Source organism: Streptococcus penaeicida (assembly GCF_002887775.1).
GTDB lineage: Bacteria > Bacillota > Bacilli > Lactobacillales > Streptococcaceae > Streptococcus > Streptococcus penaeicida.
The window spans coordinates 74,259-86,925 of the sequence record NZ_LOCM01000032.1 but is presented as its reverse complement, the minus strand read 5'-3'; the positions used below and the strand labels follow the sequence as shown (position 1 = coordinate 86,925).

13 protein-coding genes and 1 pseudogene are annotated in these 12,667 nt (G+C 34.8%); 8 read left to right on the top strand and 6 right to left on the bottom strand.

The window, feature by feature from the left end; translation table 11 throughout:
• Positions 1 to 236: 236 nt before the first annotated feature.
• From AT575_RS09125 to AT575_RS09110, 4 genes are all read right to left on the bottom strand, one after another.
• Complete coding sequence (locus tag AT575_RS09125) at positions 237 to 614, bottom strand: hypothetical protein (RefSeq protein ID WP_245871536.1); 378 nt, start codon at positions 612 to 614, stop codon at positions 237 to 239.
• Positions 615 to 997: 383 nt separating this feature from the next.
• On the bottom strand, positions 998 to 1,789 hold the full coding sequence (locus AT575_RS09120; protein WP_102778062.1) for a formate/nitrite transporter family protein: 792 nt from the start codon (positions 1,787 to 1,789) through the stop codon (positions 998 to 1,000).
• A gap of 81 nt (positions 1,790 to 1,870) precedes the next feature.
• Entirely contained in the window at positions 1,871 to 3,118 is a 1,248-nt protein-coding gene (locus AT575_RS09115) for an NAD(P)H-dependent oxidoreductase (protein ID WP_102778061.1), read from the bottom strand.
• Between the two features lie 18 nt (positions 3,119 to 3,136).
• A complete protein-coding gene (locus AT575_RS09110) occupies positions 3,137 to 3,739 on the bottom strand; it encodes an NADPH-dependent FMN reductase (protein ID WP_102778060.1) in 603 nt (200 codons plus the stop codon).
• A 189-nt stretch (positions 3,740 to 3,928) separates the two neighbouring features.
• Here AT575_RS09110 and AT575_RS09105 point away from each other — a divergent pair, with 189 nt between their 5' ends.
• The 6 genes from AT575_RS09105 to AT575_RS09080 all read left to right on the top strand — a co-directional run bounded on the left by AT575_RS09105 (position 3,929) and on the right by AT575_RS09080 (position 9,205).
• A complete protein-coding gene (locus AT575_RS09105; protein WP_102778059.1) occupies positions 3,929 to 4,288 on the top strand; it encodes a YbaN family protein in 360 nt (119 codons plus the stop codon).
• 7 nt (positions 4,289 to 4,295) lie between these two features.
• Positions 4,296 to 5,045 (top strand): MurR/RpiR family transcriptional regulator, encoded by a 750-nt coding sequence (locus AT575_RS09100; protein ID WP_102778058.1) that lies wholly within the window; start codon positions 4,296 to 4,298, stop codon positions 5,043 to 5,045.
• 72 nt (positions 5,046 to 5,117) lie between these two features.
• Positions 5,118 to 5,759, top strand: a complete 642-nt coding sequence (locus AT575_RS09095) for a MurR/RpiR family transcriptional regulator (protein WP_245871535.1) — start codon at positions 5,118 to 5,120, stop codon at positions 5,757 to 5,759.
• A 124-nt stretch (positions 5,760 to 5,883) separates the two neighbouring features.
• Positions 5,884 to 7,545: an alpha-glucosidase gene (locus AT575_RS09090; RefSeq protein ID WP_102778057.1), complete on the top strand. Its 1,662-nt coding sequence runs from the start codon at positions 5,884 to 5,886 to the stop codon at positions 7,543 to 7,545.
• Complete coding sequence (locus AT575_RS09085; protein ID WP_102778056.1) at positions 7,546 to 8,958, top strand: PTS transporter subunit EIIC; 1,413 nt, start codon at positions 7,546 to 7,548, stop codon at positions 8,956 to 8,958. It begins immediately after the preceding gene.
• Positions 8,959 to 9,004: 46 nt separating this feature from the next.
• A complete protein-coding gene (locus AT575_RS09080) occupies positions 9,005 to 9,205 on the top strand; it encodes a hypothetical protein (protein WP_102778055.1) in 201 nt (66 codons plus the stop codon).
• Between the two features lie 73 nt (positions 9,206 to 9,278).
• Here the strand turns inward: AT575_RS09080 and AT575_RS09075 are convergent, their stop codons facing one another.
• The gene (locus AT575_RS09075) at positions 9,279 to 9,638 is read right to left on the bottom strand and encodes an adenine glycosylase (RefSeq protein ID WP_102778054.1); all 360 of its coding nucleotides are present in this window, start codon (positions 9,636 to 9,638) and stop codon (positions 9,279 to 9,281) included.
• Between the two features lie 62 nt (positions 9,639 to 9,700).
• Positions 9,701 to 10,042, bottom strand: a complete 342-nt coding sequence (locus tag AT575_RS09070; RefSeq protein ID WP_102778053.1) for a hypothetical protein — start codon at positions 10,040 to 10,042, stop codon at positions 9,701 to 9,703.
• A gap of 643 nt (positions 10,043 to 10,685) precedes the next feature.
• On the opposite strand from AT575_RS09070, the gene AT575_RS09065 reads away from it, so the two are divergent.
• Both AT575_RS09065 and radA read left to right on the top strand, forming a co-directional pair.
• On the top strand, positions 10,686 to 11,132 hold the full coding sequence (locus tag AT575_RS09065; protein WP_102778052.1) for a dUTP diphosphatase: 447 nt from the start codon (positions 10,686 to 10,688) through the stop codon (positions 11,130 to 11,132).
• Positions 11,133 to 11,158: 26 nt separating this feature from the next.
• Positions 11,159 to 12,528: pseudogene (gene radA, locus AT575_RS09060) on the top strand (DNA repair protein RadA).
• Positions 12,529 to 12,667 lie beyond the last annotated feature (139 nt).

The window sequence follows — 12,667 nt, the reverse complement described above, 5'->3', positions numbered from 1 at the left end:
ATTTCTACTAAATAAAAAATCAAATTTGAGTATCCTGCTAAATTCGGCTTATGACATTTTTAGTTAATGTGATTTTTTAAAGAAAAATAGCTAATAATAAATACTAAAAGTGATAAAAAAATTGTTCCAATCCAATCATAACTTAAACGTTGATATTTTATGTGAAACCATATTAAGCGAGAAAACAATAATACAAGAGAGAGTAATAGTGAGACGAATAATTTTTTATTCATTTTTTAAAACCACATACATCTTCCAAAACTCCAAATTAGTGATGCAGCAGCGGCAGCTGGAGCAACGTTTTTCACACCTACTTTGAGAATTAGTTTAGCAATTTCACCTGCGGCCTTTTTTTGAAGTAGACCAACAATACCACCACTTAATAATGCAGAGACACTCGCTACCCCTAAAGTATCTTGAACTGCAACAATTGCACAATTTCCTGCGTTTGCTCTTAATGTAGAAGGTGTGGAAATTAATTGCTTTTTACTATCGTTCTTTACCAGACTTTCAACTTTAGTGAGTTCTTGACTATAGCCAAATTTTTCATAAAGTTTGTTGAAATCAATATCGATCAATTTTCCGTAACTATCAAATATAGCAGCTTCGTTCATGATAAATTGAATTGCTTCTGTATAGTCATCTTCACTGTAAGGAATGGTATCAGTCTGAGAATGATAATTTGAATTAGTATATGCGAATATTAATGAAGGGGAGAGACTTGTGAATAGTATGATAGTGTAATGGTTATAGACAATAGTTTTAAAATAAGTTTTTTCATCGAACCTCCTTCTTTTTTGACCTAAGTGTAGTTAGCAAAGTTTGCTCAATCATATTTAAACTTATTTTATCACAAAAAACACAAAAAAATTTAATTTAATTAAAAAATAACATTGCGTAATTTTTAATCTCCAAAATAAGGTTTCCATTTTATTTTTTAACAAGAAAACAGCCGAGATCAGTTCTCGGCTGTTTGTGCTTTACTAAATCTTAATGATTAACTTTCAATGTGTTTGGTTTTGGTTTGGTTTAACCAGGCATAAGCGATTCCCATGAAGAGGCCGCCTCCAACCCAGTTTCCGAAGAAGACCACTGTCCACTGGCGTAGGATGTTCATAACTGTAAAACCCTTGATGTGTTCTACGGGACTAAATCCTGCTAACATAAATGAGGCGAAGTTAGCAATTAAATGTTCATTGACTAGGAAGACAAACATAAAGATGGCAGTCACGACAACAAAGATTTTTGCAGATTCTTCTTTTAGTAACATATAACCTAAAACAGCAATATTAACGAACATATTAGCAGTAATACCTTCGATAAAGTTCATCCAATCAGTTTTTGCTAATTTAAGTTGAACAGCATTGATGACAAAACTCTTGTCTGTTAATTGGTGATAAGTAAAAGATTGATTAAAGAGCCAGGCTAAGAAAATAGCACCAACTAAATTCATAATAGTACAGTAAAGTAAAATTAAGGTAACCTTTGACCATTTTATTTTTTTATAGTAGGCGCCAGCACTCAAATACATCATGTTTGAGGTGGCTAATTCACCGTTAAAAATGAGGACATAAAAGAGACCAATAGCAAAGATAGCTGTAAAAGTGAACCGACCTAGTGATGGAAATTGAGTGGTAATCATATCAGCAGCTAAGATACCAACAGCTGTTGACATCGTCAGGTAAGCACCTGCAAACATAGAACGGACACCATAGCGAGCCAAGCTTTCATCAAAGAGAGATTCTTTTTTAGCACAGGCTGCTTCAATTTTTTCTTGAAAAGGGGACATGACGTTTACCTCGATAATGATAAAAAACGAGAGAAGTTAATCTCTCGTTGAAAATAACTTATTTTAGGTGAAAGACCTTAATTAATGTTCAGAGGCCCCAGATGTGGCATCTGCTTCAGCGACTACTGGAGTAGCGGCAGCTGATCCTGTGTCTGATGCGCCAGATGTTGCATCAACACTTCCATGTCCTGCTGGCATTGCGTTAGCTTTTCCACCAGCCAGATGCTGACCAGTTTCTTTCAAATACCAATCCAACCATGGTTTAAAGTTGAAGACAATCTCGTTGATACCTGAGAAGGAACCATCTGGATAGTACATGGCTTGGTAGTTATGGGTATTAATAACTTCAGCTGGTCCGCCAGGAACGATCGTCCGAACATATTCTTCGTTACCATTACGGAGAGAACCAACAACCCATTCAACATTTTTCATGCGTCCAGCTGGTAGTGAACCGTGAACAGTTGATAACCGGTTTCCGACTTGTTCAGGAAGGCGTTTAGCAAACATTGTTTCTGGATCTTGATGGGCATTGTTGTAGTATAGGAATTGGTTATTGTCATCTGAGTAGGTTAATTCAAATGGCATAGCTTTCAAGAACATGTTGATTTGATCAACAGTTAGGACCCCGTGATCAAGCTTGACATAGGTGTCCCCTTCTACAGCATTCACTAACTTGGCAGCTTTGTCAACCCAATCAGGATCATCAGGGTCTACACCAGTGATTGTTGTAGCAATAGGATTATTACAGTCTAAATCTTCTTTTTCAATTGCTTTTGGTTGACGTAAAGCTGAAACCACTTTAACGTATTTGATGAAGTTATCTAAACAAGTTTCTAAGAATTTCACTGTACCCTCATTAATAATATTGCCCTGGTTATCAAAAGCTTCTTTAGCTTTCCCGAGTAAGAATTCATTTCCTGGAAGAGTAAAGGCATTAACACCTGGCGCTTCCAAAATTTTACGAAGATGGACTTGGGCACGTGATGTTCCTTGGTCATAATAAGAGGCACCAACAATCATCACCGGTTTATTTTCAAGTGGGTGGAGGTTAAAAGATAACCACTCAAGGGTACTCTTAAGAGCAGGAGTAATGGTGTGGTTATGTTCAGGAGTTGCAATGATGACACCATCAGCACGAGTGATTTTATTATAAAGGTATTTAACAGCGAAAGAATCAGATTGATCTTCGTCTTGGTTAAACATTGGAATATCTTTAATTTCTAATACTTCAAGTTCACATTTTAATTTAAATTGGCGTCTCATGAATTCTAACAACATGCGGTTGTAAGATTGATCTGCATTTGAGCCAACGATACCAACAAATTTCATAGGTAAAATCCTTTCTTATTACAAGTTTTCCCAGTCAAAATCTTCAGCTTCTTTACGCAAAAGTTCTTGAGCATTTGATAATTTTCCAGCAATTTTAACAAAAATTCGGAAATCATCGAAGATGGCATCTAATTTTTGAATGGTTTCCAAGTCAAAAAGGTTACCATTAGCATCAAATGCTTGTAAGGAGTGAGAAAGTAAGAATTCATCAGGAAGAACTGTCGCTTTCAATTCAGGTGCGTTTAAAATTTGACGCAATTGCAACTGAGCGCGAGAGGAGCCTAAAGTACCGTATGAAGCACCAGTAATCATCACAGGTTTACCAAGTAATGGGTAAATACCGTAAGACAACCAGGCTAAGGCATTCATAAGTGAAGCTGGAATAGAATGGTCATATTCAGGAGTACCAATGATAACGCCATCAGCCTCTTGAATTTTTGCGGCCATTTCCATCACCCTTTCAGGTAATTCCTTATTAGCAGGTTTATTGAAAACGGGTAAGTCCTTAATTTCAATAAGTTCAATTTCTGCCTTATCTGCAAAATGATTTGACATGTATTGGAGAAGCTGACGGTTAGTGGAACGACTTGAATTTGTACCAACAAGACCAATAAGTTTCATAGTATATCCTCTTTTTCTTAATTTTCAAGAGTATTTCCTCTCACTTTAATGATAACGCTTTACTGCAAGAATATCAATTATTTTCTGAAATATTCATTTTCTTCGAATATTATCATAAGTAATTGCACAAGCGGTGTGAGCAAGATTTTGTTATAATGTTATATTGAAAAAATAAATAAAAGGATTTATATGAAAAAAACTCTATATATTATTGCTGGCTGTGTCAGCTTTGCCTTAGCCATTATTGGTATTCCCTTACCAATATTACCAACAACACCATTACTACTATTAGCCGGATTTTGTTTTTCACGGAGTTCAGACCGTTTTAACAATTGGTTGCGTGGAACCAAAGTCTACAAATATTATGTCGGCGACTATCTGGAAACACGAATTATTAAACGTGAACGGAAAAAACAAATTTTAATTCAGGTTTGGATTTTAATGGGAATTTCTATTATCTTTGCTCCCTTTATTTGGATGAAAATTCTCTTTTTCACCATGACAAGCATTATGTCATTTGTTTTATTTAGATTTGTACCGGAGAAATAGGTGAAATATGAACTGGGTTAGTAGAATAAATTCATTTAGTAAGCGACTTACAGATCAAGATTTGATGATAATAAGTTTTATTGAAAACAATCGTAAAACGATCCCAAATATGACATCACAAGAATTAGCAGATAGGTGTTTTGTATCTAGATCCAGTATCTCTCGCTTACTGAGGAAATTAGAAATTGATAGTTTTGCTGAATTAAAATTTTTACTATCTCAAAAAGAAAAAGTAAATCAAACGGAAGAAACAGATTTTAATCGACTTCTAAAAAGGTATCATAGGTATATCGATCAAATCTTTGAAAAACAGGATTTACACCAGTTAGTTACTCTACTAGCACAGACTGATAAACTTTTTGTTTACGGAACTGGGAATGCCCAAAAAATGGAGGTTGAGTCATTACGTCAACTATTTTCTTCTGTAGGTAAAGAGGTGATTGTATTTTTCGACAAAGGTGAATATGACTATGTGAAAGCAAATTTTTCTCAAAATGATTTGATATTATTATTATCTTTTAAAGGAGAATCTGCAGAAGCGTTAGCGATTCTTCAAGATTTGCAATATCTTCCGATAAAATCACTTGTTATGACCCAGACCAGTAACAATAGTATGGCTAAGTTAGCAGATTATCAATTGTACGTTCCTACAGAATCCATAAAGACTCCAACAAAACGAACTTATGAAATTTCAACAACTTTTTATTTTATCATTGATCAGCTATTTTTTGATTATTGTAAAATAATGGAGAAATAATATGACATTAAAAGAGTTAATCGAAAGTCAAAAGAGTAATCTATCAGCACTGAATGGGAACTTTATCATTTTTTGACTACGACCAAGAATACTAAAGATATAACTATTCAAGAATTGGCTGAAATATGTCATGTATCAACAACCACCGTTTTTCGTTTTTGCAAGAAGCTAGGTTTAGCAGGTTTCTCAGAATTAAAAGCTATGCTTAAATATTCTGATTACAATCAAGAGAGTATTGTCCGTAGTGATTTTAAAGAAACCTATCATCAAGTGGTAAATTATATTGCTCTGTATGATACTAATAAAATTCTCGAAGCAATCAAAAAAGCTGATAAAATATTTTTACTTGCTCGCACAGATTCAGAATTGCGCCTAGCAAAAGATTTTCAAAGGATTTTTTTTCCATTAGAGAAACCCTTGGTTATTTTGCCAAATAACCAAGCACTGTTAAGTCATAAAAAAGGCTTGGATGGTCAGATGCTATGGATTTTTCAGCTAGATTCTCAAGAAGAATTTCCTATAGAAATGCAGTCTCCTTTTTGGATGAAGTCAATATTTACAGTTTTAATGAGTGATTTTCAGGAAGCTCAAATATTGGCTGATGAAATACTATTTATACCAAATCTTTCACAAAAGCAGAGTATTCCTAAAGGGCATATTACGCCTTTTAGCCTTGCTGTTGAAATCTTATATTTAAAACTTCAATTAGAGTGAACAATTTTACTTTTTAGGTAAAAGCGTCTCGGCTTTGAACAATTTTCCAAAAGCCTTAGATAATCTTGTTTAAGGTTTTTTTTTACGTTATTATGGGTTTGTAAGCGTAAACAGGAGGAAGATTATGACAGACTGGTGGAAATCCGAGATTATTTATCAAATATACCCAAAAAGTTTTCAAGACTCTAATAATGACGGAATTGGAGATATAAGAGGGATTATCAATAGATTAGACTATCTATCTAATTTAGGAATCACTTGTATTTGGATTTGTCCCATTTATAAATCACCAATGGCTGACAATGGTTATGATATTTCAAACTATTTTGAAATACAAAAAGAATTTGGAAATTTAGAAGATGTCAAAGAACTAATTTTTCGTGCTAAGGAAAAAAACATCAAAATTATTTTAGATTTAGTTGTGAACCATACTTCTGATGAGCATGAATGGTTTCAAAAAGCCATATCAGATCCGAATAGTAAATACAGAGACTATTATATTTTTAAAACTGGTAAGAAGATTCCTAATAATTGGAGATCTATTTTCGGTGGATCTGTTTGGGAAAAAGTTAAAAATGAAAACTGTTATTATTATCACACCTTCCATAAGAAACAGCCTGATTTAAATTGGGAAAATCCCCAAATGCGTCAAGAAATCTATGACATGATAAATTGGTGGTTAGATTTAGGCATTGCTGGATTTAGAGTTGATGCAATTACGTTTATCAAAAAGGATCTTAGCTTCCAAAGTATTGAAGCAGATGGTGTCGATGGTTTGGCCAAATGTACAAAAGTTAGTCGGAATCAACCAGGTATCGATTTGTTTTTAAAGGAATTGAATGAAAAATGCTTTAAGCCGCATAAGGCAGTTACTGTCGCTGAAGCGCCAGGAGTATCTTATAATCAATTAGAAGAATTTATTGGTTCAGATGGGTACTTTTCAATGATATTTGATTTTAAACATGCTGATTTAGATGTAGCAAGTGGTAGTGAGTGGTTTAAACCAATAGATTGGCAACCATCTGACTTATTTGATTATCTGAAAAAGTCACAATTAGCTATTCAAAAAGTTGGTTGGGGTGCACCATTTATTGAGAACCATGATCAACCGCGTGCCACTAGTAAGTACCTCAGAGAGCATGCTGAAAATCCTGAAGCTGTGAAGGCTTTGGCAATACTATACTTCTTCTTGAGGGGGACTTCATTCATCTATCAAGGCCAAGAAATAGGTATGGTTAATTTCCACAGGGAATCAATATCAGAGTTTAATGATATCTCTTCTATTGATCAATACTATCGTGGGATGCAAGAAGGTTTGACCGAAAAAGAAGCTTTAGCAGTTATTAATAAACGCAGTCGTGATAATTCAAGGACACCAATGCAATGGTCGCAGTCATTGAATAGTGGTTTTTCAGATTCAAAACCATGGCTTGCTATGGCTGGAAATTCAATGGAATTAACAGTTGAAGTTCAGGAAAATGATAGTCGTTCTATTTTGTCATTTTATAAAGAAATGATTGCTTTCTCTAAAGGAGAATGGTGCGAGCTTTTAACTTTTGGAGATATATCATTTCCAGAATCAAGTGAAGATGTTGTCTTTCAATACAGACGGACATTAAATGACAAATCACTTTTAATTGTTGTAAATCTAAGTAATCAATTGAAAAGTGTGAAAATGGAACAGCCTATTAAGAAAATATTATTTCATAATTTAGCTCATATTAGTCTAAGTCATAGAGAATTGACATTAGAACCATTTGCAGCAGTTATTTTGGAGGAAAAATAAATGTCACAAGAAAAATATAAGAAAATTGCAGAAGAAATTATTGAATTTGTTGGCTCAGATAATATCCTATCTGCAACTCATTGTGCAACACGTTTACGATTAATTGTTAAGGATCGTGAAAAAATTGATAGTAAAGCAGTTGAAAAGATAGATGAAGTCAAAGGGACTTTTTATAATAGTGGCCAATACCAAATTATTTTGGGCACTGGCATTGTCAATAAAGTATTTGCCGAAGTCGAACAATTAAACATCTCGACGGCAAGCAAAAAAGAACAAGATGCTTATATCAAATCACAAGAAAAAGGTGTTAAAGCTTTAATGCGTACTTTAGGTGATATTTTTGTTCCTATTGTTCCAGTAATTGCAGCAACAGGTCTCTTTTTGGGACTAAAGGGTGTCGTTTTTAATGATAATATTTTAGGATTACTAGGTCTTTCAACAGAAATTTTTCCCTCTTACCTAAACCAATTAGTTAGCGTCTTAACTGATACGGCATTTGCATTCCTTCCTGCTTTGATTACAATGTCTGCATTTAGAGTTTTTGGTGGTACCCCAATGATTGGATTAGTTATTGGATTGATGCTTGTATCCCCTATTCTTCCTAATGCATATGGTGTAGCATCAGGGGATGCAAAAGCTATTATGGTAGCTGGATTTCTTCCAGTAATGGGTGCGCAAGGGTCGGTTGTAACAGCTATTTTGACGGGATTTTTAGGAGCAAAACTCGAAAGAAAATTACGTCAAATAATGCCAAATTCTCTTGACTTAATATTAACACCTTTTGTCACCATGCTTGTGATGATAGTGGTTGCTTTAATGGGATTTGCTCCAATCGTTCATTGGTTAGAAAAAGGTTTAATCGCTCTAACACAAGGATTGATGAACTTACCATTCGGTCTGGGAGGATTCTTTGTTGGGGCAACTTATCCCTTAGCCGTAATTACAGGACTACATCATATGTATGTTGTTATAGAGACTTCTTTATTAGCGAATACTGGATATAATCAGTTAATTACCCTCTGTGCCATGTATGGTTTTGCCAATCTAGGTGCCTGTTTAGCATTCTACACTTCTGCTAAAAGTGATCGTGTAAAGCAGACTGTCATGGGAGCTTTTATGTCTCAATTGTTTGGGGTTAGCGAACCAGTGCTCTTTGGTCTACATCTTCGTTACAATCTGAAACCACTCTATATGATGTTGATTTCATCAGGATTTGGTGCTGCCTTGTTATCCCTTTTCCATATACAATCTAATTCCTATGGATTAGCGGTGCTACCATCTTATCTAATGTATATATACGATACCTATCAAGTATTAATTTACTTTATTGTTTCGTTAATCAGTATGGCCTTATGTTTTGTTTTAACAAAACTATTTGCGATTCCTTCAGAGATACTTATTGAAGATGAATAGCAAATAATAAGAGAAATTCATTTATATATATTTTGGAGGAAAAACGTTGGAAAATAATGGAAAAGTTATTGATTTAAAAGATTATTTAATTGAAAGAAATGCTCCGAAAGAGCTATTAGATTTGTTAACAGATTTTATAGTGAATAAATCCTTTACAAAAGAAGAAATGGAGAATTTAACAAAACTGCCAAAAAATCAATTATTAAATTTTATTGATTCCTACATTTTGAGAGGTCCAATTAAATAGGGAATATTAGCCTAAATTTCAACTTTTACCACAATAACAAGAGTCACATATTTATATGTGACTCTTGTTTATTTTAAGAGTTAAGGGAAAACCAATTGTAGCGTATGTTACGGATATCAACTTGACTTTTATCCAGCTGATAACTTTCGTAAATTATTTTGCGAATATCATTTGGATTCTGCTTGGTTTGACCATAATAACCACCTAGGTTTTCACGATAGGTCCAAGTGCTTAATTTGTCAAGTTGCGGATAATCCGCTGGTTTTGTATTTGTGTCTTTAAAAACGATTAAAGTGCTATACAGATAAGGCTCACTATCAGATGTTTTTAAACCTTTTTGGATATAGAAAAAGCCAATAACTAAAATGAGAACAGTAATTTCACCAACTATAATATAAGGGTCGTTTTTAATAAATAAGAATGTTTGTAACATACTTTTGTCTTTCTAAAAAATGCTTAGTATAAATTTTAGAGCTATGGGTAAGTAGGGTCTTTTTAAACAGCTCCCAAGCTCCCAGAAATTTGCAATGAGGTAACTGTAACTTCTTGATTATTTAAGTTATATGATTTTTTGATGTTTTCTCTTAAAGCTTTATCATTGATTTTTGATTTAACAGCATAAGTATCTGAACCAGGTGCGTGAGATATAATTTTGACATTTTTTAATAACTCTTTATTATTTTCTAAGTCTACAGTTTTTTCGGTTTTAAGTTTAATGACATAACTATATCCAGAAATTTTAGTGGCTTTTGCCATACCTTTGTAAGCGGAAGAAACCATAAAGTACATGATTGCGATAAATGTGATAAAAATAAGTATTTGTGCTAATAATTCCATGGTGGTAAGACCTTTCTATATTAATGGACTGCTGGGCCCATGCTGAGGTATTGTGAATGTTGAATGCTAATGTCCTTAGGATCCAATTGAAGCTCTTGCTAAGCCGTTGTATGAGATTATCATTATCCAAATTTGTTTGAATACTAAATGCATTGTCATTTTGAAAATGGTGGACTATCTTAATTTTCTTTAATAGTTGTGGATAATCTGTTAAAGAAATGGGGGACCATCATTGGTAAATCGAATAATTCTAGGAGCAGAAATGCTTTCTCTAGTCCGACGTCGAGCACGTCTAGTCACGTAAAAAACTAGGAGGATAAGGAAATAGAAAAGATATAGGGGCCATTCATTTGGCATAAAATCACGCTTTCTTTAATGAAATTGAGATTATTATAGTCTTCTCATATTCTCATGTCAACAAAATAATCAGGCTATAGTTTTTTAATATAGTAGGACTAGATGTAGTGGTTCTGACTAGTTTCAGCTACTATTAGTAGATTTTTAATAAGCGAACAACTCGCAAAGCTATATGCTCTTTTTCTATCAATTTTTTTTTGCCAAAAAACAGTGCTTTTTGCTATTCTTTTGCGAATCATTTATAATAGGGAGAATGAATTTTGTAGAGAAAAGGAAGTAAAACATAATGAAAATTCGTGGATTTGAGTTAATTTCACAATATGCTGATGCTGCTCAGCTATTACCCAAAAGAGAAACGAAACATGCTGCTGGTTATGATTTAAAGGTGGCAGAGGCTATGGAAATTGCTCCTGGTCAAATCAAGTTGGTACCAACTGGTTTGAAAGCCTACATGCAAGATGGAGAAGTGCTCTACCTTTATGATCGCTCTTCTAATCCTCGTAAAAAGGGTCTTGTTTTGATTAACTCAGTAGGGGTTATTGATGGGGACTACTATAACAACGAGGCTAATGAGGGTCATATTTTTGCGCAAATGCAAAATATTACTGACCAACCGGTCACCTTAGAAGTTGGTGAACGGATTGTTCAAGCTGTTTTCGCACCTTATCTTTTAGTTGATGGTGATCAAGCAGAAGGTGTTCGTACAGGTGGTTTTGGCTCTACTGGGCATTAAAATCCTGATAAAGGAAAAGAAATTTTATGGCAAAGAAAAAAGCAACTTTTGTCTGCCAAGAATGTGGTTACCATTCACCCAAATATTTAGGACGTTGTCCTAACTGTTCGGCTTGGTCCTCATTTGTGGAAGAAGTAGAAGTGCAAGAAGTTAAAAATGCGCGTGTTAGTCTAACGGGAGAAAGAAGTAGACCGGTTAAACTCAAAGATGTTGATAACATTAATTATGCTCGCACCAAAACGGATATGGATGAGTTTAACCGTGTATTAGGTGGGGGTGTCGTCCCTGGAAGCTTAATCTTGATTGGTGGCGACCCAGGTATTGGGAAGTCAACCTTGCTTTTACAAGTATCGACACAATTGGCAAATAAAGGTACGGTTCTTTATGTTTCAGGTGAGGAATCTGCCGAACAAATTAAATTGCGAAGTGAGCGTTTAGGCGATATTGATAATGAATTTTATCTTTATGCCGAAACCAATATGCAAAATGTCAGAGCTGAAATTGAAAAGATTCAACCAGACTTTCTGATTATTGACTCCATCCAAACCATTATGAGCCCGGAAATATCAGGTGTTCAAGGTTCTGTCAGTCAGGTTCGTGAGGTGACTGCTGAACTTATGCAATTGGCTAAAACCAATAACATTGCAACTTTCATTGTTGGACATGTGACCAAGGAAGGGACCATTGCTGGACCTAGAATGTTGGAACATATGGTGGATACTGTTCTCTATTTTGAAGGGGAAAGACATCATACCTTTAGGATTTTAAGGGCTGTTAAAAACCGTTTTGGATCAACCAATGAAATTGGCATCTTTGAGATGCAGTCTGCCGGTTTGGTGGAGGTTACCAATCCCAGCCAAGTCTTCCTCGAGGAACGGTTAGATGGAGCCACTGGTTCGGCTATCGTCGTTACTATGGAAGGTAGTCGACCAATTCTGGCCGAGATTCAATCCCTAGTTACTCCGACTGTTTTTGGGAATGCCCGGAGGACAACAACAGGCTTAGACTTCAACCGAGTGAGCTTGATTATGGCTGTTTTGGAAAAACGCTGTGGCTTGCTCTTGCAGAATCAGGATGCCTATTTAAAGGCAGCAGGTGGCGTTAAGTTGGATGAGCAGCTATTGACTTGGCGGTTGCTGTGGCGATTGCTTCGAGTTATAAAGAAATGCCAACCAATCCTCAAGAAGCCTTTCTGGGTGAAATCGGATTGACCGGTGAGATTCGCCGAGTGACTCGCATTGAACAAAGAATAAACGAGGCTGCAAAATTAGGCTTTACAAAAATTTATGTTCCCAAAAATGCCTTACAAGGCTTAGATATTCCGAAAACAATTCAAGTGGTTGGTGTCACAACAGTTGGTCAAGTCTTGAAAGCTGTCTTTTCAAATAAAAGTTAGGAAATTACTGGAATTTTATTTGGTTATTTTACTTATCAAAGTATAAGTGCGAACAATTCTCTTGAAAAAGTTAAAATTTTAGAGTTTTTGACTATAAAGTGATATGATGTCAAAAAGAAAGTTTTCAGTTTTTTTGAAT

What these genes read in the sequence shown, in the direction of transcription:
- AT575_RS09125 (WP_245871536.1), bottom strand. Translation starts at nt 614, where the DNA reads ATGAACGAAGCTGCTATATTTGATAGTTACGGAAAATTGATCGATATT.
- AT575_RS09120 (WP_102778062.1), bottom strand. Translation starts at nt 1,789, where the DNA reads ATGTCCCCTTTTCAAGAAAAAATTGAAGCAGCCTGTGCTAAAAAAGAA.
- AT575_RS09115 (WP_102778061.1), bottom strand. Translation starts at nt 3,118, where the DNA reads ATGAAATTTGTTGGTATCGTTGGCTCAAATGCAGATCAATCTTACAAC.
- AT575_RS09110 (WP_102778060.1), bottom strand. Translation starts at nt 3,739, where the DNA reads ATGAAACTTATTGGTCTTGTTGGTACAAATTCAAGTCGTTCCACTAAC.
- AT575_RS09105 (WP_102778059.1), top strand. Translation starts at nt 3,929, where the DNA reads ATGAAAAAAACTCTATATATTATTGCTGGCTGTGTCAGCTTTGCCTTA.
- AT575_RS09100 (WP_102778058.1), top strand. Translation starts at nt 4,296, where the DNA reads ATGAACTGGGTTAGTAGAATAAATTCATTTAGTAAGCGACTTACAGAT.
- AT575_RS09090 (WP_102778057.1), top strand. Translation starts at nt 5,884, where the DNA reads ATGACAGACTGGTGGAAATCCGAGATTATTTATCAAATATACCCAAAA.
- AT575_RS09085 (WP_102778056.1), top strand. Translation starts at nt 7,546, where the DNA reads ATGTCACAAGAAAAATATAAGAAAATTGCAGAAGAAATTATTGAATTT.
- AT575_RS09075 (WP_102778054.1), bottom strand. Translation starts at nt 9,638, where the DNA reads ATGTTACAAACATTCTTATTTATTAAAAACGACCCTTATATTATAGTT.
- AT575_RS09070 (WP_102778053.1), bottom strand. Translation starts at nt 10,042, where the DNA reads ATGGAATTATTAGCACAAATACTTATTTTTATCACATTTATCGCAATC.
- AT575_RS09065 (WP_102778052.1), top strand. Translation starts at nt 10,686, where the DNA reads ATGAAAATTCGTGGATTTGAGTTAATTTCACAATATGCTGATGCTGCT.